The sequence below is a fragment of the Glutamicibacter arilaitensis Re117 genome, from assembly GCF_000197735.1.
In the GTDB taxonomy this organism is placed as follows: Bacteria; Actinomycetota; Actinomycetes; order Actinomycetales; family Micrococcaceae; genus Glutamicibacter; species Glutamicibacter arilaitensis.
Window position 1 is genome coordinate 1,398,583 of record NC_014550.1, and the last position, 21,850, is coordinate 1,420,432.

Annotated in this window: 20 protein-coding genes and 1 tRNA gene; 20 read left to right on the plus strand and 1 reads right to left on the minus strand. The window is 61.2% G+C overall.

Annotated features, from left to right (window positions below):
* Positions 1-44: 44 nt before the first annotated feature.
* A tRNA-Arg gene (locus tag AARI_RS06890) sits at positions 45-120 on the minus strand.
* A gap of 166 nt (positions 121-286) precedes the next feature.
* On the opposite strand from AARI_RS06890, the gene argS reads away from it, so the two are divergent.
* The 20 genes from argS to AARI_RS06990 all read left to right on the plus strand — a co-directional run bounded on the left by argS (position 287) and on the right by AARI_RS06990 (position 21,749).
* Positions 287-1,930, plus strand: coding sequence for an arginine--tRNA ligase (argS, locus tag AARI_RS06895; protein WP_013348609.1), 1,644 nt, complete (start codon positions 287-289; stop codon positions 1,928-1,930).
* A 6-nt stretch (positions 1,931-1,936) separates the two neighbouring features.
* Positions 1,937-3,358 (plus strand): diaminopimelate decarboxylase, encoded by a 1,422-nt coding sequence (gene lysA, locus AARI_RS06900; RefSeq protein ID WP_013348610.1) that lies wholly within the window; start codon positions 1,937-1,939, stop codon positions 3,356-3,358.
* Positions 3,359-4,645, plus strand: coding sequence for a homoserine dehydrogenase (locus AARI_RS06905; RefSeq protein WP_013348611.1), 1,287 nt, complete (start codon positions 3,359-3,361; stop codon positions 4,643-4,645). It begins immediately after the preceding gene.
* Position 4,646: 1 nt separating this feature from the next.
* Positions 4,647-5,747 (plus strand): threonine synthase, encoded by a 1,101-nt coding sequence (gene thrC / locus AARI_RS06910; RefSeq protein WP_013348612.1) that lies wholly within the window; start codon positions 4,647-4,649, stop codon positions 5,745-5,747.
* 131 nt (positions 5,748-5,878) lie between these two features.
* Positions 5,879-6,811: a homoserine kinase gene (gene thrB / locus AARI_RS06915; protein WP_013348613.1), complete on the plus strand. Its 933-nt coding sequence runs from the start codon at positions 5,879-5,881 to the stop codon at positions 6,809-6,811.
* A gap of 334 nt (positions 6,812-7,145) precedes the next feature.
* On the plus strand, positions 7,146-9,413 hold the full coding sequence (rho, locus tag AARI_RS06920; protein ID WP_013348614.1) for a transcription termination factor Rho: 2,268 nt from the start codon (positions 7,146-7,148) through the stop codon (positions 9,411-9,413).
* A gap of 188 nt (positions 9,414-9,601) precedes the next feature.
* Entirely contained in the window at positions 9,602-10,675 is a 1,074-nt protein-coding gene (gene prfA / locus AARI_RS06925; RefSeq protein ID WP_013348615.1) for a peptide chain release factor 1, read from the plus strand.
* A 7-nt stretch (positions 10,676-10,682) separates the two neighbouring features.
* Positions 10,683-11,540 carry a peptide chain release factor N(5)-glutamine methyltransferase gene (gene prmC / locus AARI_RS06930; RefSeq protein WP_013348616.1) on the plus strand — a complete coding sequence of 286 codons (858 nt, stop codon included), beginning with the start codon at positions 10,683-10,685 and terminating at the stop codon, positions 11,538-11,540.
* A 34-nt stretch (positions 11,541-11,574) separates the two neighbouring features.
* Positions 11,575-12,258 carry an L-threonylcarbamoyladenylate synthase gene (locus AARI_RS06935; protein ID WP_013348617.1) on the plus strand — a complete coding sequence of 228 codons (684 nt, stop codon included), beginning with the start codon at positions 11,575-11,577 and terminating at the stop codon, positions 12,256-12,258.
* Positions 12,255-13,376 (plus strand): MraY family glycosyltransferase, encoded by a 1,122-nt coding sequence (locus AARI_RS06940; RefSeq protein ID WP_013348618.1) that lies wholly within the window; start codon positions 12,255-12,257, stop codon positions 13,374-13,376. The genes AARI_RS06935 and AARI_RS06940 overlap by 4 nt, the downstream gene beginning before the upstream one ends.
* A gap of 169 nt (positions 13,377-13,545) precedes the next feature.
* Positions 13,546-13,980 (plus strand): hypothetical protein, encoded by a 435-nt coding sequence (locus AARI_RS06945; protein ID WP_013348619.1) that lies wholly within the window; start codon positions 13,546-13,548, stop codon positions 13,978-13,980.
* A 286-nt stretch (positions 13,981-14,266) separates the two neighbouring features.
* Positions 14,267-15,058, plus strand: a complete 792-nt coding sequence (atpB, locus tag AARI_RS06950) for a F0F1 ATP synthase subunit A (RefSeq protein ID WP_081461112.1) — start codon at positions 14,267-14,269, stop codon at positions 15,056-15,058.
* 107 nt (positions 15,059-15,165) lie between these two features.
* On the plus strand, positions 15,166-15,378 hold the full coding sequence (locus AARI_RS06955; protein WP_013348621.1) for an ATP synthase subunit C: 213 nt from the start codon (positions 15,166-15,168) through the stop codon (positions 15,376-15,378).
* Positions 15,379-15,458: 80 nt separating this feature from the next.
* On the plus strand, positions 15,459-16,013 hold the full coding sequence (locus tag AARI_RS06960; RefSeq protein ID WP_013348622.1) for a F0F1 ATP synthase subunit B: 555 nt from the start codon (positions 15,459-15,461) through the stop codon (positions 16,011-16,013).
* Positions 16,013-16,825, plus strand: a complete 813-nt coding sequence (locus AARI_RS06965; protein ID WP_013348623.1) for a F0F1 ATP synthase subunit delta — start codon at positions 16,013-16,015, stop codon at positions 16,823-16,825. Before AARI_RS06960 ends, AARI_RS06965 begins: the two co-directional genes overlap by 1 nt.
* A 126-nt stretch (positions 16,826-16,951) precedes the next feature.
* A complete protein-coding gene (atpA, locus tag AARI_RS06970) occupies positions 16,952-18,589 on the plus strand; it encodes a F0F1 ATP synthase subunit alpha (RefSeq protein ID WP_013348624.1) in 1,638 nt (545 codons plus the stop codon).
* Positions 18,590-18,664: 75 nt separating this feature from the next.
* On the plus strand, positions 18,665-19,558 hold the full coding sequence (locus AARI_RS06975; RefSeq protein ID WP_013348625.1) for a F0F1 ATP synthase subunit gamma: 894 nt from the start codon (positions 18,665-18,667) through the stop codon (positions 19,556-19,558).
* Between the two features lie 36 nt (positions 19,559-19,594).
* On the plus strand, positions 19,595-21,040 hold the full coding sequence (gene atpD, locus AARI_RS06980) for a F0F1 ATP synthase subunit beta (protein ID WP_013348626.1): 1,446 nt from the start codon (positions 19,595-19,597) through the stop codon (positions 21,038-21,040).
* A 2-nt stretch (positions 21,041-21,042) separates the two neighbouring features.
* Positions 21,043-21,312 carry a F0F1 ATP synthase subunit epsilon gene (locus AARI_RS06985; protein ID WP_013348627.1) on the plus strand — a complete coding sequence of 90 codons (270 nt, stop codon included), beginning with the start codon at positions 21,043-21,045 and terminating at the stop codon, positions 21,310-21,312.
* 8 nt (positions 21,313-21,320) lie between these two features.
* Entirely contained in the window at positions 21,321-21,749 is a 429-nt protein-coding gene (locus AARI_RS06990) for a DUF2550 domain-containing protein (RefSeq protein ID WP_013348628.1), read from the plus strand.
* Positions 21,750-21,850 lie beyond the last annotated feature (101 nt).

The following is a 21,850-nucleotide window of genomic DNA, read 5'->3' on the forward strand; positions in this document are numbered from 1 at the left end:
TAAAAAATAGCAGGCCCTGGATGTACCAGGACCTGCTATTTCGTTGGTGCCCCTGAAAGGAATCGAACCTTCGGCCTTCTGCTCCGGAGGCAGACGCTCTATCCACTGAGCTACAGAGGCGGGTTGCTGAGCAACAGGAAAAATACTATCAGGTCGCGACTTGATCTGCGCAATTCGAAGCAGCGGGCCTTGATGTGTTGCAAAAGTCACCGGATTAGGCCGGTTTCGCAAGTAAAGGTGGTCACGAATGCTGAATAAGCGCGGTAGTTACCGGTATTCTTGAACGGTGACTCCTGAAGAACTCTCCGCAGCAATATCCGCATGCCTCACCGAAGCCGTAGCCGCAGGTGAAATCTCCGTCGAGGTACCCGAGACCGTACGCGTTGACCGACCGAAGAGCCGTGAACACGGCGACTGGGCTACCAACATCGCGTTGCAGCTGGGCAAGAAGGCCGGCATGGCCCCTCGCGACTTCGCCCAGATCTTGGCTACCCGGCTTGCTTCGGTTCCAGGAGTTGGCGCCGTGGACATCGCAGGTCCCGGCTTCTTGAACATCACCCTCGAAGCAGGAGCGGCCGGCGAGCTGGCCCGCACCATCGTCGAGGCAGGCTCCGCCTACGGCAGCAACGAAGCGCTGGCCGGCCACGTGGTCAACATGGAATTCGTTTCGGCGAACCCCACCGGCCCGCTGCACATCGGCCACACCCGCTGGGCCGCGCTGGGCGATGCGATCTCCCGCGTGCTGCGCGCCTCGGGTGCATCGGTGACCAGCGAGTACTACATCAACGATGCCGGCAACCAGATGAACGTCTTCGCCCGCTCGGTCTACAACCGCATCCACGGCCTGCCTGTGCCAGAGGGCGGCTACCCGGGCGAGTACATCAAGGAACTGGGCGACGCCGTGTTGGCCGAGAATCCTGAGCTGAAGGACCTGGAAGAAGCAGAAGCCATCCCGGCGCTGCGCGATGCCGCCTACAAGGCGCAGCTGGCGGACATCAAGTCCACGCTGGCCGACTTCGGCGTCAGCTTCGACGTGTTCTTCTCCGAAACCACCTTGCATGAACGCGGGGCCGTGGCCGACGCCGTGGCACGCCTGCGCGAACAGGGCCACATCTTCGACTTGGAGGGCGCAGTCTGGCTGCGCACCACCGACTTCGGCGATGACAAGGACCGCGTGCTGATCCGCGCCAACGGCGAACCGACCTACTTCGCCGCCGACGCCGCCTACTACCTGTCCAAGAAGGACCGCGGCTTCGAAGAGAAGATCTACCTGCTGGGTGCCGACCACCACGGCTACGTCAACCGCCTCAAGGCCATTGCCGCCTGCGCGGGAGACGACAAGGACAAGAACATCGAGGTGCTGATCGGCCAGCTGATCAGCGTTAACGGCGCCAAGCTCTCCAAGCGCGCCGGCAACATCATCGAGCTGCGCGATCTGATCAACTGGATCGGCGCCGACGCGCTGCGCTACTCGCTGGCCCGCTTCCCAGCCGATTCGCCGATCGCACTGGATCCAGAGCAGCTGAAGAAGAACACCAACGACAACCCGGTGTTCTACGTCCAGTACGCCCACGCACGCTCGGCCGCCGCGGCCCGCAACGCCGCCGCCAAGGGTGTTACCCGCAACGACTTCGATGCAGCACTGCTCACCGACCCGACCGAGAATGAACTGCTTGCCGTGCTCGGCCAGTTCCCATCGGTAGTTGCAGGCTCCGCAGAATTCCGCGAACCGCACCGCATTGCCCGTTACTTGGAGCAGGTCGCCGGCGCTTACCACTCGTGGTACGCCGCTACCCGCATCACCCCGATGGGCGAAGATGAAGCGATCGCACCGGTGCACGGCACCCGCCTGTGGCTGAACGACGCCGCCACCACCGTATTGGCAAATGGATTGGAACTGCTGGGCGTTTCCGCCCCAGAGAGGATGTAAGACCTTATGGCCGTATCGCCGCTAGCCCCGCAATGGCTGCAATTCCCCGAAAACATCAACGCACTTCGCGACATCGAATGGGCTTCGGGGGTTTCCCGCGAGGCTGGCGGCGAACTGTCTGTCCAGGGCATTTCCGTCTCGAAGCTGGCCGAAGAATTCGGCACCCCGCTGTTCGTGCTCGACGAGAACGACTTCCGCGCGCGTGCCGCAGGCTTCAAAACCGCCTTTGACGAGGCGTTCAAGGACTTGTGCGGGGGAGTAGACGTCTACTACGCCGGCAAGGCATTCTTGTGCACCGAAGTGGCCCGCTGGGTCACCGCCGAAGGCCTGCGCCTGGATACCTGCTCGGGTGGCGAGCTGGCTGTAGCCAGCGCCGCCAAGGTACCCGCTGCCAACCTCTCGCTGCACGGCAATAACAAGTCGGCCGCCGAAATCACCCGCGCCATCGAGATGGGCGTGGGACGCCTGGTCATCGACTCGCTCGATGAGCTTGAGCGCGTGATTTCCATCGCTGATGCCATGGGGCAAACCGCCCAGGTGATGCTGCGCATTACCCCCGGCGTGCACGCCTCCACCCATGAGGCCATCGCCACTGCGCACGAGGACCAGAAGTTCGGGTTGTCCATCTTGGAAGACGGCACCGGCAGCTCCCCGGCACTGCGTGCGGTAGCCGGCGCCCTGGCCGCGAAGAACATCAACCTGCTGGGCCTGCACGCGCATATCGGTTCGCAGATCTTCGAAGCCGAGGGCTTCGCCATGGTCGCGCGCACCATGCTTGGCCTGCTGCACAAGATCCGCGAAATCCACGGCGTCCAGCTGCCTGAACTGGATCTGGGCGGCGGCTACGGCATTGCCTACACTTCCGAAGACCAGCCATCCACCCCGGCCAAGCTGGCAGGGCAGATGGCCCAGGTTGTTTCCGAAACCTGCAAGGAACTGGAACTGGAATGCCCGCGCATTTCCATCGAGCCAGGCCGCGCCATTGCAGGCCCGAGTACCTTCACCCTCTACGAGGCCGGCGTGCGCAAGGACGTCCAGGTCGAGGACGCCTCCGGCACCCTGCATCCGCGCCGCTACATTTCGGTGGATGGGGGGATGAGCGATAACCCGCGCCCGGTGCTCTACGACGCGCAATACACCGCCGTGCTGGCCAGCCGTATGACGCAAAACGACGCAATTATTTCTCGCGTAGTTGGGAAACATTGCGAGTCAGGTGACATAGTCGTGAAAGACGTTTACCTGCCCGAGGACGTGGCGGCCGGCGATTTGCTCGCCGTTCCGGCCACCGGCGCCTACTGCTGGGCGCTGTCGAGCAACTACAACTACCTCACCCGTCCCGCGGTGGTAGCGGTGCGTGATGGCCAAGCCCGTCTGATCGTGCGCAGGGAAACGGAAACAGACTTGTTGGCCCGCGACATGGGAGTTTAATTGAGCGGCGAAAAGAACCTGAAGGTAGCCCTGCTGGGTTGCGGCACCGTCGGAGCCCAAGTGGCCCGAATCCTGCTGGAAGATGCAAATGAACTGGCTTCCCGTTCCGGGGCCGGCCTGCAACTGATCGGCATTGCGGTACGCAACCTCGATGCCAAACGGGATGTAGCGCTGCCCCAGGAGCTTTTCACCACCGACGCCCACGGGCTGATTGCCCAGGCCGATGTGGTGATCGAGCTGCTCGGCGGCCTTGAGCCTGCTGGCGAATACATCGCCGCGGCCCTGTCCAAGGGCGCGAGCGTCATCACCGGCAACAAGGCGCTGATCGCCCTTGAAGGCGCCAAGCTCAACGAGATCGCCGCCGCCAATGGCGCGCAGCTACGCTACGAGGCCGCAGTGGCCGGGGCCATCCCGATCCTGCGCCCGATCGCCGACTCGCTGGCAGGGGACCGCATCACCAAGGTGATGGGCATCGTCAACGGCACCACCAACTTCATCCTCGACGCGATGGACACCACCGGTGCTGCCTTCGACGACGTGCTGGCCGAAGCCCAGGCGCTGGGCTACGCCGAAGCTGATCCAACCGCCGACGTGGGCGGGCACGATGCCGCCGCGAAGGCCGCGATCCTCGCATCCTTGGCTTTCCACACCAACGTCTCCTCCGACCAGGTGTCCACCGAAGGCATCACCGAGGTCACTGCCGCGGATGTGTCCGCAGCGGCGGCAGCCGGCTACGTCATCAAGCTGCTGGCCATTGCCGAGCAGGCCGAAGCGGGCATTTCGGTGCGCGTCTACCCGGCCCTGGTGCGCCGCAGCCACCCATTGGCCACCGTGCATGGCGCGTTCAACGCCGTGTTCGTGGAGGCGGAGAATGCCGGGGATTTGATGTTCTACGGCGCCGGTGCCGGCGGCAACGCCACCGCCTCGGCCGTGATGGGCGATGTGGTTTCCGTGGCTCGGCAGATCGCTGCCGGTGCCCCGCTGCCCAACGGCTCGATCAACCAGGCGCCAACGCTGCTGGACTTCGAGGCGATCACCACCCGCTACTGGATTGGCCTGTCGGTCAAGGACCAGTCCGGCGTGCTGGCCGCCATCGCCACCGTCTTCGGCGAGCATGGGGTCTCCATCGAGTCGATGAGCCAGCAGGTGGACGCCGAAGCCGGCGCGCAGTTGCGCATTCTGACCCACCAGGGCACCGAAGCGGCCCTGGCCAGCACCGTCGAAGCGCTCAAGGCGCTGGACGCGGTGCACTCAGTCTTATCCGTTATGCGAGTTGAAGGAAACTAACGTGGCTCACCAGTGGCGCGGAGTAATCCGCGAATATGCCGATCGCCTGCCAGTGAACGAAAATACCAAGGTCATCACCCTGGGCGAAGGCGGCACCCCGTTGGTCTACGCACCGGCGCTGTCGGCCCATACCGGCAATGAGGTGTACCTGAAGGTCGAGGGCATGAACCCGACCGGCTCCTTCAAGGACCGTGGCATGACCATGGCGATGACCGCCGCGGTAGCCGCCGGCGCGAAGGCCGTGGTCTGCGCCTCCACCGGCAACACCTCGGCTTCGGCCGCGGCCTACGCCACCCAGGCCGGCCTGAAGTGCGCCGTGCTGGTACCGGATGGCAAGATCTCCATGGGCAAGATGTCCCAGGCGATCGCCCACGGCGCGGACATCATCCAGATCGACGGCAACTTCGATAACTGCCTTGAGGTCGCCCGCAAGCTCAGCGAGAACTACCCGGTATTCCTGGTCAACTCGGTGAACCCTGCGCGTATCCAGGGCCAGAAGACCGGCGCCTTCGAGGTCGTGGACTTCCTGGGCGACGCACCTGACTACCACCTGCTGCCAGTAGGCAACGCGGGCAACATCACCGCGTACTGGAAGGGCTACAAGGAGTACTCCACTGAGTGGACCAACGAGGCCGGCAAGGTCCTCGAACCGGTATCCACCAAGAACCCGATCATGTGGGGCTTCCAGGCAGCTGGTGCCGCTCCGATTGTTGCCGGGCACCCGATCACCGAACCGGACACCATCGCCACCGCGATCCGCATCGGCAACCCGGCTTCCTGGGAACAGGCCGAAGTAGCCCGCGACGAGTCCGGCGGCCAGATCGACTCGGTCACCGATGAGCAGATCCTTGAAGCCCACCGCTGGCTCTCCTCGCGCGAAGGCGTGTTCGTGGAGCCTGCTTCGGCAGCCGGCGTGGCCGGCCTGCTCAAGCACCACGCAGCGGGCAACGTCCCGACCGGAAAAAAGATCGTGATCACCGTAACCGGCCACGGCCTGAAGGACCCGGACTGGGCCCTGAAGCAGTCCGACGGCTCGGACGTCGCACCAAAGAAGGTGGCCTTGGACGTAGTCGAGGTTGCCGGCGCCCTGGGCCTGGCCTAAACACCTTCGGCCAGAATTCTTCTGGCCAGCCAACGGCCCGCCGCGCCAATGGCTCTCCTGGAAACGGGGGAGCCGGCCGTGGCGGGCCGTTGTGCATCCATCATCTATCGCACCGAAATCTTGAAGGAACCATGACGCAGCAGATCGCCCTGGGCCAGAAGTTGATCGTTTCCCCTCCGGCCACCTCCGCCAACCTCGGCCCTGGCTTCGATTCGCTGGGCCTGGCCCTGGAATACCGCGACCGCCTTGAGGTGGGCACCGCGCGCTCCAGCAGCGTCGAGATTTTCGGTGACGGGGCCGATGAGCTGCCACGCGATGAATCCCACCTGATCATCAAGGAAATGCACCGCTACTGGAAAGACGCCGGCTTCGCCCCGGTAGGCGTGGACCTGGTGGCGCATAACCGCATTCCGCATGCTCGGGGCATGGGCTCGTCCGCAGCTGCGATCGTTGCCGCCTATGCTGCGGCCGACGCGCTGCTGCCAGCAGAGGCACGTCGTGGAACCGAATCAATCTTCCAGGCCGCGGCCGCGTGGGAAGGCCACCCGGATAATGTGGCCCCTGCGGTCTTTGGCGGTTTGAGCATTTCTGCCACGAATCCCGATGGCAGCTTCAGCTCGGTGCAGGTGCCATTGCACCCGGATCTGCGTGCGGTGCTGGCCATCCCCTCTAACGGGCTGTCCACCGAAGTGGCCCGTGGCGCACTGCCCTCGCACATCGAGCATGCAGTGGCCGCGGCGAACAGCGCTAGTGCTGCCTTGCTGATCCACGCTTTGAGCAACGACCCAAGCCAGCTGCTGGGTGGCACCAAGGACTACCTGCACCAGGATTACCGGGCTGCGGCCATGCCGCAAAGCGCCGCACTGATTGCCAAGCTGCGCGATGCCGGATTGGCCGCAGTGGTTTCCGGTGCCGGCCCAACGGTGATGACCCTGGTGTCCAGCGAGGACCAGGTAGCTGCCGTGCAAGCGGTGATCAACGAATTTTCTGCGAGTTCTTCAGTGTCTTGGCGTGCTGAAGTTCCCAAGCTTGCCTCTAACGGTGTTACAGTAGAAGTGCTGTAACACCATGGCAGGCCGGATCGCTGGGCAGTAGCCCGGTCCGAATCATTTGTGGCCAGTGTTGATGCGGATAAATTCGGTTCTTGAACCCCATTTCATCCCTCCAGCCGCTCCGGATTTCCCTGCAGTTCGCAGCACCTTTGATATCCCGCATCCAGGTACGTCTTCGTGCCCAGGCGATATCAGTTTCTTTAATCCACCGCAGTTTTGCTCCGAATTCTGGGCTATCTTGCGGGGAGAAAGTGAAGTAGCCACGAAATCTTCGGCTACGGAACATCATTTACGGCATAGTGGGCCTGCCTGAAGCGGCCCATCCTACGAGTCAGAAGGAACTTTCGTGACCGAAACCACGAGCCTCACCGAAGGCGTGGACACCAAGACTTCCGAAAATAAGAGTGCCGGTCTGGCCTCTTTGAAGATGACCCAGCTGCAGCAGTTGGCTTCCCAGCTGGGAATTACCGGCGGGTCGCGCATGCGCAAGGCTGATCTGGTCAAGGCCATCGGCGACCACCAGCGCGGTGGCTCCGTTGCCGCGAAGGACGACAAGGCTGCCCAGGAAGCTAAGGCCGCCAAGGCTGAAGCACCAGCAGAAAAGGCTGAAGCCGAGGCACCTGCAAAGGCAACCAAGGCCCGCGCACGCCGCGAGCCAAAGGCCGCCGCTACCCAGCAGGCCGAGACCGCAGCCCCTGAGGCAAGCGCCACCGAGCAGGCACCAGCAGAAAAGCCAGTTCGTGCACGCCGCACTTCGCGCCGCGTCACCGACTCGGGCAAGATCAACGCTCCAGCAGAAAACGCTGAAGCAGCTGCCCAGGCACCAGCTGAAGCTCCGGCCACCGAGCAGGCACCAGCAGCTGAGGCCAAGGCTCCGCGCCAGCGCCGCAACTCGCGCAACAACAAGCCAGTTGACCAGCCAGCCGAGCAGGCAGCTGAGCCAACCGAGGCTGAGGCAGAGAACGCCGAGAACAACGGCGAAGCACGCGAAGAGCGTCGCGAACGCGGCAACCGCCGTGAGCGTGGCAACCGCCGCGAGCGCAACAACGATCGCACCGCAGAGCGTGGCGAACGCGCTGAAGCTGGCGAAGGCGAGAACGCTGAAGAGCGCACCGACCGCCGTGAAGAGCGTCGTGAACGCGGCAACCGCCGCGAGCGCAACAACGATCGCAATGAGCGCAACAACGATCGCAACGAGCGCAACAACGATCGCAACGACCGCAACGACCGCAATGAGCGCAATAACGATCGCAATGATCGCAATAACGACGGCGTTGACTCGGAGAACACCGAGGATCGCAACGACCGTTCGGATCGCAACGACCGCCGCGAACGCCGCGAACGCAACAACGACCGCAACGATCGCAACAACGACCGCAACGATCGCAACAACCGCCGTGAGCGCAACAACGATCGCAACAACCGCAACCGCCGCAACCGCCGTGATGACGACGAGCCGCAGCTGAGCGAGGACGACGTCGTATTGCCGATCGCCGGCATCCTGGACGTACTGGAGAACTACGCCTTCGTACGCACCTCCGGCTACCTGCCAGGCCCGAATGACGTCTACGTCACCCTGGGACAGGTCAAGAAGTACAACCTGCGCAAGGGCGACGCCATTGTTGGCGCAATCCGCCAGCCACGCGAGGGTGAAACCCCTAACCCGCGCCAGAAGTTCAACGCGCTGGTGCAGCTGACCTCGGTCAACGGCAAGAAGCCAGAGGACAACCGCGAACGCGTCGAGTTCAACAAGCTCGTTCCGCTGTACCCAACCGAGCGCCTGCGCCTGGAAACCGATCCGAAGCTGGTCGGCCCACGCGTCATCGATTTGGTTGCCCCGATCGGCAAGGGCCAGCGTGGCCTGATCGTTTCGCCTCCAAAAGCCGGCAAGACCCTGATCCTGCAGGCTATTGCCAACGCGATCACCATCAACAACCCAGAAGTGCACCTGATGATGGTGCTCGTTGATGAGCGTCCCGAAGAAGTCACCGACATGCAGCGCACCGTCAAGGGCGAGGTCATTGCCTCGACTTTCGACCGCCCGGCTGATGACCACACCACCGTGGCCGAGCTGGCCATCGAGCGCGCCAAGCGCCTGGTGGAAATGGGTATGGATGTCGTCGTCCTGCTGGACTCGATGACCCGCTTGGGCCGCGCCTACAACCTGGCAGCTCCTGCCTCGGGCCGTATCCTCTCCGGTGGCGTCGACTCGGCAGCGCTGTACCCTCCGAAGCGCTTCTTCGGTGCAGCCCGCAACATCGAAAATGGCGGCTCGCTGACCATCCTGGCTACCGCTCTGGTTGAGACCGGTTCCAAGATGGACGAGGTCATCTTCGAGGAATTCAAGGGCACCGGCAACATGGAGCTTCGCCTCTCGCGCCAGCTGGCCGAGAAGCGCATCTTCCCAGCGGTGGATGTCAACGCATCCTCCACCCGCCGTGAAGAGCAGCTGATGAGTGCCGAAGAGGTACGCATCATGTGGCGCCTGCGACGCATGCTCTCGGGCATCGACCCGCAGCAGGCACTGGAAGTGCTCACCGGAAAGATCCGCGAAACCGGATCCAACGCCGAATTCCTGATGCTGGTCAACAAGACCACGCCAAACAAGGATTAGCACCGCATACCGCCATGGCGTCCGGCCAGCTTGCCGCACCGGCAGCTGGCTGGACGCCATCGGCGCGTAGTGACACCTCGCAGCCCAGTTCACGCTGGCGCAGCGCTTAGAATTGAATTCCAGCAGTGCCGCAGCCGCATCAGCGCCTGGCACTGCGCGGAAAACGCCAACAAGGAAGCACACCCACCATGTTCGAGTCCGTCAAGTCGCTACTAGAAGAGCATGCCGCCATCCAGGCGCAGCTCTCGGATCCAGCGGTGTACGCCGACCAAGCGCTGGCCCGCAAGCTCGGCCGCCGCTCGGCACAGCTGAACGGCATCGTCGAAGCCTACAACAAGTGGCAGACCGCCACCGATGACCTGGAAGCAGCCCAGGAAATGGCTGATGAAGATCCAGACTTCGCTGAAGAGGTGCAAGCCCTCACCGAGGAACTGCCGCAGCTCGAAGAGAAGCTGCGCCGCCTGCTGATCCCACGCGATGAGAACGACGGCCGCAACGTGATCCTCGAAGTCAAGGGCGGCGAAGGCGGCGACGAAGCGGCACTGTTCGCAGCGGACCTGCTGCGCATGTACACCCGCTTCGCCGAGCACAAGGGCTGGAAGGTGGAGATGATCTCCTTCAACGAGTCCGACCTCGGCGGCTACAAGGACGCTCAGGTGGCCATCAAGGGCAACTCGAACGACCCAGCGGAAGGCGTCTATGCCCAGCTGAAGTTCGAAGGCGGCGTGCACCGCGTGCAGCGCGTGCCGGTCACCGAATCCCAGGGCCGTATCCACACCTCGGCTGCCGGCGTTCTGGTGCTGCCCGAAGTTGATGAGCCAGAAGAAGTCGATATCCATCAGAATGACTTGAAGATCGACGTCTACCGTTCCTCGGGCCCTGGCGGCCAGTCGGTGAACACCACCGACTCCGCAGTGCGCATTACCCACCTGCCTACCGGCATCGTGGTGGCCATGCAGAACGAGAAGTCGCAGATCCAGAACCGCGAAGCCGCCATGCGCGTGCTGCGTTCGCGCTTGCTGGCCCACCAGCAGGAGATCATCGACAAGGAGAACTCGGCCCAGCGTGCCAGCCAGATCCGCACCATGGACCGCTCCGAGCGCATCCGTACCTACAACTACCCGGAAAACCGCATTGCCGATCACCGTACCGGCTACAAGGCCTACAACCTTGACGCCGTGATGGACGGCGATCTGCAGCCGGTCGTTGAATCCTGCATCCAGATGGATGAGGAAGAGCGCTTAGCAGCGCTGGGCGAGTAATACCGCCTTGGAAGAACTAACTGCCGTACGCCGCCAGGCGATTGCGGCGCTGGCCGACGCCGGGGTGCCAAGCCCCGGCGTCGACGCAGATCTGCTGCTCTGCCATGTGCTGGGCATCAGCCGTTCGGAACTGAAGCTGCGGCAGATGCGCGGGGACGCTTTTGACCCGGCATACCGCCAGCAATTCACCGAGCTGGTGGCCGCCCGGCGCACCCGCATCCCGCTGCAGCACCTGACCGGGGTGGCGCACTTCCGCTACCTTGAGCTGAAGGTGGGCCCCGGGGTATTCATCCCGCGTCCGGAAACCGAAACCGTGGTGCAGCAGGGTATCGACTACTTGCATGCCCAAGGTATCGATAATCCGCGGTGCATCGACTTGTGCTCGGGCTCCGGCGCCATTGCCGCGGCCCTGGCCAGCGAAGTGCCAGGCTCCAGCGTGTGGGCTGTGGAACTCTCCGAGCAAGCCATTGGCTACACCCGGGCCAACTGCCAGCCGCACCAGGTCAATGTGCTGCACCAGGATGCTTCGCAGCTGCCAGCAGAACTGCATGGCACCATGGACCTGGTGATTTCCAATCCGCCGTATATTCCACCGAACGCGATTCCGCGGGAGGCCGAAGTACGCGAGCACGACCCGCAGATGGCGTTGTACGGACTGGGGGAGGACGGGCTGCAGATTCCACGGGCCATCACCGCCCAGGCCATGGCGCTCTTGCGCCCTGGCGGGTACTACGTGATGGAACACGCCGAAGTGCAGCGCGAAAGCGCGGCAGCAATGCTGCGCGAGGCTGGTTTCACCCACGTTGCCGGCCATGAAGACCTTTCGGGGCGCGCCCGCGCCACATCTGGCTACGCGCCGCAATAACCAAATCACACTCAGTGCATGAAAGAATGATCCCGTGAGCACAACATTTTCGGTTAGCAACGAACAAGAACACGTTGAAGGCATCGCCGCAGCCAAAGCCGCACTGGCAGAGAAGCGCTGCATCGTCTTGCCTACAGATACCGTTTACGGGATCGGCGCAGACGCGTTCAGCGCCCAGGGCGTAGCCATGCTGCTGGCGGCCAAGGGCCGCAATCGCACCATGCCTCCACCGGTGCTCATTGCCCAGAGCGCCACCATGGACGGCCTGGCTCGCGACATTCCCGACGAAGCACGCAAGCTCGCCGAAGCCTTCTGGCCCGGTGGGCTGACCCTGATCCTGCACGCCCAGCCTTCGCTGACCTGGGATCTGGGGGAGACCCGCGGCACCGTCGCACTGCGCGTACCCAATGACGAGACCGCTTTGGAACTTCTGGGCCAGACCGGCCCGCTGGCCGTATCTTCGGCCAACCGCACCGGCAACCCGGCGGCACTGAACATAGAGCAGGCCCTGGAGCAGCTCGGGGATTCGGTGGATGTGTACCTCGATGGCGGCCCGCGCGGCGAAGAAGGCGATGACGTACTGCCATCGACCATCATCGATTGCACCGGCCAGCACCTTTCGGTGGTGCGCTCTGGCGCGATTTCCATTGAGGAACTGCGCGTGGTGGTTCCCGGCATTCTCGATCTGGGACAGGACGCACCGGAAACCAGCGCATGAGAACATACGTACTGCTCATCGCCTTCAGCTTTACGGTCTCCTTCCTGCTCACCCCGATTATCCGCACGCTGGGCAACCGCTTTACCGGCAACCAGCTGGTGCGTGAACGGGACCAGCACCAGAAGCCGATCGTCAAGTTCGGCGGGCTGGCGATTATCGCCGCTTTCGCCGCCGGGCTGTGGATGGCCAGCAACTTGCATTTCTTCCGCGGGGTGTTCGGCAATGACGAAGCCATCCGGGGGATCGCCTACGCACTGGGCGTCATCGTGGTCATGGGCTTGGCCGATGACATGCTTGATCTGAAATGGTGGATAAAGCTTGCCGGCCAGATCCTGATCGGCTGGCTGGCGGCAACCCATGGAATCATCATCAAATCCCTGCCTGTGGGCTCGTGGCAGATCGATGAACAATGGCTGCAGATTGTAGTGACGATTTTCTTGATCGTGTTGACCATGAACGCGATCAACTTCTCCGATGGCCTGGATGGATTGGCCGCGGGCCTGGCAGCCATCGGCGCAGCGACCTTCTTCGTCTACTCCTATGTGCTGGCCACCCATGTCAGCGCGGATGACTACGCCAACATCGGCGCGCTGCTGTGCGCCCTGCTGCTCGGCGCCTGCTTGGGCTTCCTGCCGCATAACTTCAATCCGGCCAATATCTTCATGGGGGAGACCGGGGTGCTTGCCATCGGCATGATCCTCTCGGTGGCTGCCATTGCGGTCACCGGCGATGTGCAGGGCTTGGAAGCCCGCCGTTTCCGCAACATTCCGGCCTACATGCCGATGCTGCTGCCAATGGTCATTGTCTTCTTACCAGTTCTAGACCTTGTACTGTCGGTATTCCGCCGGCTGGCCAACAAACGCTCACCCTTTTCCCCAGACGCCAAGCACATCCACCACCGAATGCTGGCACAGGGACACTCGGTGCGCCACTCGGTGATCCTGCTGTACCTGTGGGCTGCGGTGATTGCTGTCTCAGTAGTCTCGATTGCCTTCATCCCGGTAGTGCTGGTGGTGCCCACCGCGCTGTTGTTCTTCCTAGTGGCAGCAATAGCCACGTGGCGCCCCCTGGTGCTCAAGCGGGTCCAAGGCCTGCGCAAGCGGTTGGGCAATTCTTAGCCCGTTCGATAAGCGAAGTAACCCGCAAGCAATCTGTTTCTATCTCGTGTAGAATTCACTGTGGATCTTCTTCCGGCCGCTCTTTCGGGAACGGCGGGAAGTTTCAAGTTTCATCAGCATCGATGGGTGCACGATGGTACCTCGGTGTTGACGAAGAAAGGTTGCGGACGTGAATTCTGGTTCTGCCCGCGTCAGTGCTTCGTCAGCTCCGAAATCCATCTGGTTGCCGATTCTTGGGTTGTCACTGGTGTATTCGGCGATCGCTACCGCCATATTTTTCCTGATTTCATGGCTGGTTGCAGATCTTCGCTACGCGCTTTCTGGTGCGCTGGCTGCCGGAATTGTCATTGGCTTTTTCGCAATCGGTATCCTCATCGCCGAAGCTGCTGGGCGAATTCGCCACTCGTGGGCCATGCCTGCGTTCTTGGGTGTCTTTGTCATCAAGGTTTTTGGCATTGCCTTCGTGTTGTTGAACCTGGGATTGCCCGGATGGGTTAATCGCCAGGGATTCGTTCTTGCAGCAGCAATCTCTCTCGTTGCCTGGCAGGTTGGTGAGGTACGGGCTTTCATGAAGGCTCGCCTCGCTATCTACAACGAGGAATAGAGTGTTCCATCCGACAATTGGGTCGGTGGGGTGCTGTGAGTTTGATAAGCTTACTTCGGGTCATTTTTGGCCGTCCGCTTAACTGCGGGCGGAATATGCAATATGCATCCGCGGGGTAACCCGCAGATGGACCTTCATCAGGGTTGATGCCTCCGGCTGAAACCATGATGGGATCCCCGTTTGATCTTTTCTTCACACGGTGAGAGGCAGTTACCGCCAGTCACCGCCTTTTGCCCGTGACCGTTACTGCAGAGAGGACAGCGCGTTGTTCGCGTTTGCGCTCCCAATGGCCTCAGAAGAAGGCGGCTTCGTCCCGCCATCCGTGTCCGATACCCACCTCCCGGATATTTTCCCGTGGATGGCTGAGTACGGAACCGGTTTCGGCAAGCAGATGCTCATGATCGTTTTGTCGATCGTGCTTATCACTTGGTTCTTCACTAAGGCCATTAAGAACCCGAAGTTGGTTCCAGGCAAGATGCAGTACATCGCTGAGTCCGGTTACGCGTTTGTACGTAACGGAATTGGCCGCGACATCATCGGCGAGAAGAACTTCCGTCCTTGGATTCCTCTGCTGTTCGCGACCTTCTTCTTCGTACTGCTGAACAACCTTTTCGGCGCGATTCCGTTCCTGCAGCTTCCATCGTTCTCACACGCTGGTTCTGCATACGCGATGGCTATCATCATCTACGGCACCTGGATTGCTGTAGGCCTTAAGAACCACGGTATTCGCTACTTCAAGTTGGCCGTCGTTCCGTCCGGTGTTCCGGGCTGGATCATGCCACTGATGATTCCGTTGGAAATCATTTCTAACTTCATCGTTCGCCCGCTGACGCACTCGCTGCGTTTGATGGCAACGATGCTGGCCGGTCACATGATCGTGATGCTGGCAGCTGCCGGCGCTCGTCACCTGATCGTTGTTCAGGATTCCTTGGCAATGAACGGCCTTGGCATCCTGGTCATCGTTGGCTCGGTCGCTATGTACTTCCTGGAACTTCTGATCATGGTTCTGCAGGCGTTTGTTTTCGCCCTGCTGACCGCGATCTACCTCCAGGGTGCAATTGAAGCCGACGCCCACTAGGCCAACTCTTCTTTTCTTCCAACCCACAAAGATCTTCCTTGAGTCGCTCAAGGAATACCTCACAACCTACCGGCAAAAGCGCGGTATCTTGAAAGGAACATAATCACATGTTGCACGGCTCCCTGAATATGATCGGCTACGGCCTGGCTGCTATCGGTTCGGCTATCGGCGTTGGCTTGATCTTCGCTGCCTACATCAACGGTGTTGCACGTCAGCCTGAGGCTCAGCGCATCCTGCAGCCAATCGCCATGCTTGGCTTCGCACTTGCTGAAGCACTGGCCATCCTGGGCCTGGTCTTCGCTTTCGTCATCGGCGCCTAGTCTTTTCGCAACTGTAGTGGCCTCGCCACTATCGCGAGGCGTACACACAAGCGGAAACTAGTAGATAAGGAATAGTGAGAATGAACAGCACTGATTTCATCCTCGCTGCGAGCGAATCGGTCAACCCGCTGTTGCCGAACCCGTGGGAAATTCTCGTCACGGGTGTTGGTTTCGCGGTCCTTCTGTTCATCGTCATCAAGGTAATTGCTCCGAAGTTCGAGCAGTCCTATGAAGATCGCGTCACCGCGATCGAAGGTGGCCTGGAGAAGGCTGAAGCAGCGCAGAAGGAAGCAGAGGAGACCTTGGCTCAGTACAAGGCCCAGCTTCTGGAAGCACGCACCGAAGCAAACCGCATCCGTGAGGAAGCTCGTAGCGAAGGTGCTCAGATCCTCGCAGATCTGAAGACCAAGGCAACCGATGAGGCAGCTCGTATCACCGAGCAGTCGCACCGTCAGATCGAAGCAGAGCGCGTTTCGGCTCTGGCTTCGCTCCGCACCGACGTGGGCGCATTGGCTACCGAGCTTGCAAGCAAGGTTGTTGACGAAGCTCTGCAGGACGATGCCCGTGCCCAGCGCGTGGTTGACAAGTTCCTGACCGATTTGGAAGCTCAGCAGAACGCAGGTGCATCGAACTAATGGCAAGTGTATCGAGCGAGTCACTAGCAAAGGCTTTGGCGTTCCTGGAACCCAAGCTGGCACTGGCATCTATTGAGCTGCCTAAGGAACTGTTCGCGGTCCTGGAAGTACTGGATGCAAATGCCGGTCTTCGCCGCGCATTGACTGACCCAGCCCGTGATGCTGCCGAAAAGGCAGGCCTCTTGGCCCAGCTGCTGCACGGAAAGGTCTCGGCTGACGCTGAGGACACCGTTGCCCAGCTGGCTTCTACCCGTTGGAGCTCGGAACGCGACATTAGCGATGCGCTCGAAACGCTGGCTGTCACTGCGGTTACCGCAGTGGCTGAGCAGCAGGACGGCGCTTCGGGGCTGAACAAGCTGGAGCAGGATCTGTTCTCCTTCATCGAGGTAGTTCGTGGCAACCACGAACTGCAGCGTGCGTTGGATGATGCACAGGCCCCAGTCGAGGCAAAGCGCGCTCTCGCGCTGAAGCTCGTGCCTAACGCGTCGCAGACCTCTCAGGTATTGATCTCGCAGGCAGTTTCGAACCCTCGTGGTTTGAAGCCAGCAGCTTTGCTTGAACGCTTCGTGGAGCTCGTGGCCAAGCGCCAGCAGCGCTGGATCGCTTCGGTGACCAGCTCTGTAGAGCTTTCGGCGACTCAGCTTTCGCGCCTGGAGACCAGCCTGAACAAGCTTTACGGTCGTCAGCTCAAGCTCAACGCCACTATCGACCCATCGCTGGTCGGTGGACTGGTAGTCAAGGTTGGCGACGAAGTTGTCGACGCTTCCGTGGCATCGCGCGTGGCAGATTTGCGCCGCGCCTTGGCCAGCTAGGACTCATTAGGCGAAGGAGCAATCCTTTACCTGGTGTTCCTGGCTGCCAGGACCACAACAGACTTCATTCACATTCGATTCGGTGTTTTAGAACCGGATCACAATTTAGGAGAGCAGGGACTGCAGATGGCCGATTTGACCATCAATGCCAACGACGTCCGTAATGCCCTAAACGAGTTCGCATCTTCCTACGAACCGGGTAAGGCAGAGCGCACCGAGGTGGGACGCGTCGTCGCCGCGAGCGACGGCATCGCCAGAGTGGAAGGCCTTCCTTCCGTCATGGCAAACGAGTTGCTGAAGTTCGAAGATGGCACCCTGGGCCTTGCCCAGAACCTCGATACCCGCGAAATCGGTGTCGTTGTGCTTGGTGACTTCACCGGCATCGAAGCTGGCCAGAAGGTCGAGCGCACCGGCGAGATCCTTTCGGTTCCAGTTGGCGACGGCTACCTCGGCCGCGTGGTTGACCCATTGGGCGAGCCACTGGACAACCTGGGCCCAATCGCTTCCGAGGGCCGCCGCGCCCTGGAGCTTCAGGCACCAGGCGTTACCCAGCGCAAGAGCGTGCACGAGCCAATGCAGACCGGTCTGAAGGCTATCGACGCCATGATCCCGATCGGCCGTGGCCAGCGTCAGCTGATCATTGGTGACCGCCAGACCGGTAAGACCGCTATCGCGGTTGACACCATTCTGAACCAGCGCGCCAACTGGGAATCCGGCGACCAGACCAAGCAGGTTCGCTGCGTCTACGTGGCAATTGGCCAGAAGGCATCGACCATCGCTGCCGTACGCCAGACCCTCGAAGAGCAGGGTGCACTGGAATACACCACCATCGTGGCTTCCCCCGCATCTGACCCAGCAGGCTTCAAGTACTTGGCACCATACGCAGGCTCGGCCATCGGCCAGCACTGGATGTACGGTGGCAAGCACGTTCTGATCGTCTTTGATGATCTGTCGAAGCAGGCTGAAGCCTACCGTGCCGTGTCCCTGCTGCTGCGCCGTCCGCCAGGACGCGAAGCTTACCCAGGTGACGTCTTCTACCTGCACTCCCGCCTGCTTGAGCGTTGCGCCAAGCTGTCGGACGAGTTGGGTGCAGGTTCGATGACTGGTCTGCCAATCATCGAAACCAAGGCCAACGACGTGGGCGCGTTCATCCCGACCAACGTCATCTCGATCACCGACGGCCAGATCTTCTTGCAGTCGGACCTGTTCAACGCCAACCAGCGTCCAGCAGTCGACGTGGGTATCTCCGTATCCCGCGTTGGTGGCTCGGCTCAGGTCAAGGCCATGAAGAAGGTCTCCGGTACTTTGAAGCTTGAATTGGCTCAGTACCGCGACATGCAGGCATTCGCGATGTTCGCTTCGGACCTGGATGCTGCTTCCAAGCAGCAGCTGACCCGTGGTGCACGTCTGATGGAACTGCTCAAGCAGGGCCAGTACACCCCATACCCAGTCGAAGACCAGGTCGTTTCGATCTGGGCCGGCACCAACGGTTACCTGGACGATGTCCCGGTTGAGGATGTACGCCGCTTCGAGGGCGAGTTCATCGACTACCTGCGCCACCGCACCGACGTGCTGACCGTGATCGGCCAGACCGGCAAGCTGGAGAACGAGACTCTGGAAGCCATGAAGACCGCTGTTGCGGACTTCAAGGCCGGCTTCTTCGGCGAAGGTGACGACAAGCTTGTCGCCGCCGGACACGAAGAGCACGACGCTCTCGATTCCGAGTCCGTTGACCAGGAACAGATCGTCAAGCAGAAGCGCTGACAATTTCCTTACGAGGGGGAGCGGCTCCGGTAACGGCGCCGCCCTCCCGAAGTAGGGGATAAGGAAAGGACACACATGGGAGCCCAGATTCGGGTCTACCGCCAGAAGATCGGATCGACCAAGTCGATGCGTAAGATCTTCAAGGCGATGGAACTGATCGCTGCATCCCGCATTGGTAAGGCACGTACGCGTGTCTCGGCCTCGTTGCCGTATGCCAATGCGATTACCCGTGCAGTAACCGCCGTCGCGTCCCAGGCCGATGTCGAGCATCCACTGACCACCGAGCCGGCGCAGGTTCGCCGCGCCGCGGTCTTGGTGATGACTTCGGACCGAGGACTTGCCGGGTCCTACTCCGCCAGCGTTCTGAAGCAGGCAGAGCACCTCGTGGAACTCCTGCGTGAAGAAGGCAAGGAAGTCAAGACCTACTTGGTCGGCCGCAAGGCCCAGGCTTACTTTGATTTCCGTTCACGCGAGTACGCACGAGTTTGGACCGGGGAAACTGATTCCCCGCGTTTCGAAACCGCACGCGAGCTGCGCGACGTTCTCCTTGAGGACTTCGACACCGACTTCGAGCAGGGTGGCGTGGATGAAATCCACGTCGTCTACACCCAGTTCAAGTCGATGGTCACGCAGGAACCGACGGTCATCCGTCTGTTGCCGTTGGAGGTTGTCGAGGATGAATCCGAGACTCCAACCGACGAGCTATTGCCACTGTACGAGTTTGAGCCATCGCCGGAAGAAGTGCTTGATTCACTGCTCCCGCGCTACATCGATTCTCGACTGTTCAACTGCCAGTTGCAGTCCGCAGCTTCCGAACTCGCTGCACGTCAGCGCGCTATGAAGGCCGCAGGCGACAACGCTGGTGAACTGATCAAGAAGTACACCCGATTGCTCAACAATGCCCGTCAGGCTGAAATCACCCAGGAGCTTTCGGAAATTATCGCCGGCGCAGACGCGCTGAACAGCTAATTTACGAAGACTCCGACCAGACAAGAAGTGAGAAAGATGACTGCCCAACTCAACGAGCAGGTTACCGCAGGGGCCATCGGTCGCATTGCGCGCGTGACTGGCCCGGTCGTGGACGTCGAGTTCCCAGCCGACGCACTGCCTGCTATCTACAATGCACTGACCGCTGAGCTGACCCTCAACGGCGAAACCAAGAAGATCACCTTCGAGACCAGCCAGCACCTCGGTGAGGGCCTGGTCCGCGCGGTATCGCTGCAGGCCACCGACGGCCTGGTCCGCGGTGCCGAAGTACAGGACACCGGCGCTGCCATCTCCGTCCCAGTAGGCGACGGCGTCAAGGGCCACATCTTCAACGTGCTGGGCGATGCCCTGGACGTTGACAACTCGGAGATCCAGGTCACCGAGCGCTGGCCAATCCACCGCCAGCCACCTAAGTTCTCGGAGCTTGAGGGCTCGACCGAAATGCTGGAAACCGGCATCAAGTCGATCGACCTTCTGACCCCGTACATCAAGGGCGGCAAGATCGGCCTGTTCGGCGGCGCTGGCGTTGGCAAGACCGTGCTGATCCAGGAAATGATCACCCGTGTTGCACGTAACTTCGGTGGTACCTCGGTATTCGCCGGTGTGGGCGAGCGCACCCGTGAAGGCAACGACCTCTGGGTCGAAATGGACGAAGCAAACGTTCTGAAGGACACCGCCTTGGTGTTCGGCCAGATGGATGAGCCACCTGGAACTCGTTTGCGCGTTGCACTGTCGGCTCTGACCATGGCGGAATACTTCCGCGATGTGCAGAACCAGGACGTGCTGCTGTTCATCGACAACATCTTCCGCTTCACCCAGGCAGGTTCCGAGGTGTCGACCCTTCTGGGCCGCATGCCTTCGGCCGTGGGTTACCAGCCGAACTTGGCCGATGAAATGGGTCTGCTGCAGGAACGCATCACCTCGACGAAGGGCCGCTCGATTACCTCGATGCAGGCTGTTTACGTCCCGGCCGATGACTACACCGACCCGGCTCCAGCAGCAACCTTCGCCCACTTGGATGCAACCACCGAGCTGTCGCGTGAAATCGCGTCGCGCGGCCTGTACCCGGCGATTGACCCGCTGACCTCGACCTCGCGCATCCTGGATCCGCAGTACATCGGCCAGGATCACTACGATGTAGCCATCCGCGTGAAGGCTATCTTGCAGAAGAACAAGGAACTGCAGGACATCATCGCGATCCTGGGTATCGACGAACTGGGCGAAGAAGACAAGATTGTCGTTGCCCGCGCACGTCGTATCCAGCAGTTCCTGTCGCAGAACACCTACACCGCAAAGCAGTTCACCGGTGTCGAGGGCTCGACCGTGTCGATCAAGGACACCATCGAAGGCTTCAAGGCTATTTGCGATGGCGAATTGGACCACATTGCAGAGCAGGCGTTCTTCAACATCGGCGGTCTGGACGACGTCGAGCGCCAGTGGGCCGAGATCCAGAAGGCTAGCTAATCATGGCTGAGCTTCAGGTCGAAATCGTCGCGGCTGACCACTTCGTGTGGTCCGGCGCTGCGAAGCTGGTCAAGGCTCGTTCGGTGGACGGCGAGATCGGTGTACTGCCCGGTCACGTTCCGATGCTGTCCGTGCTTGCCGCTGGGGATCTGGAAATCGAACCGATTTCCGAGTCCCGCTTCTCGGTCCAGATCGATGGAGGTTTCTTCTCCGTGGATTCGGATCGCGTAGTGATCGTTGCTGACAACGCTGTGCTTGGTACCGCAGCGTAGGCGATGAATTGTTTGAGATAACCGCACCAGTTCTGATCGCGTTGCTGATCTTGATCGGCATCGCCATGTTCTTTGGCGCCATGGCCGTGCGCCGCATTCAATTGCGGCGCACGCTGGGCACCTTCGATGCGTCGATCCTTGCGCCTAACGGCAAATGGATCATGGCCATCGGCCGCTACGGCGGAGCGCATCTGGACCTGTTGCGGTTTTTCTCTGTTTCACCCATCCCCAGCTTCGTTATCGAACGCAGGGGACTGGACATCACCGGACGGCGCGAGCCGACCGATGAGGAAGCCTCGCGGATCCCGCCGGGCTTCATCATCGTGATGCTGGACCGGAACGGAGAAGAGCTGCTGCTGGCCATGGACTACCGTGACTACACCGGCTTCTCGGCCTGGCTGGAAGCCGGACCGATTGCCGGAAGCTGGCAGATCTAGAACTTGATAGGAGAAACCGCTGTTGCAGATGCAACGGCGGTTTTTTCATGCCCTGGCACCGGCTGCAGTGAGCAGCAATCCTGGGGTGCGCTCTGTGCGAA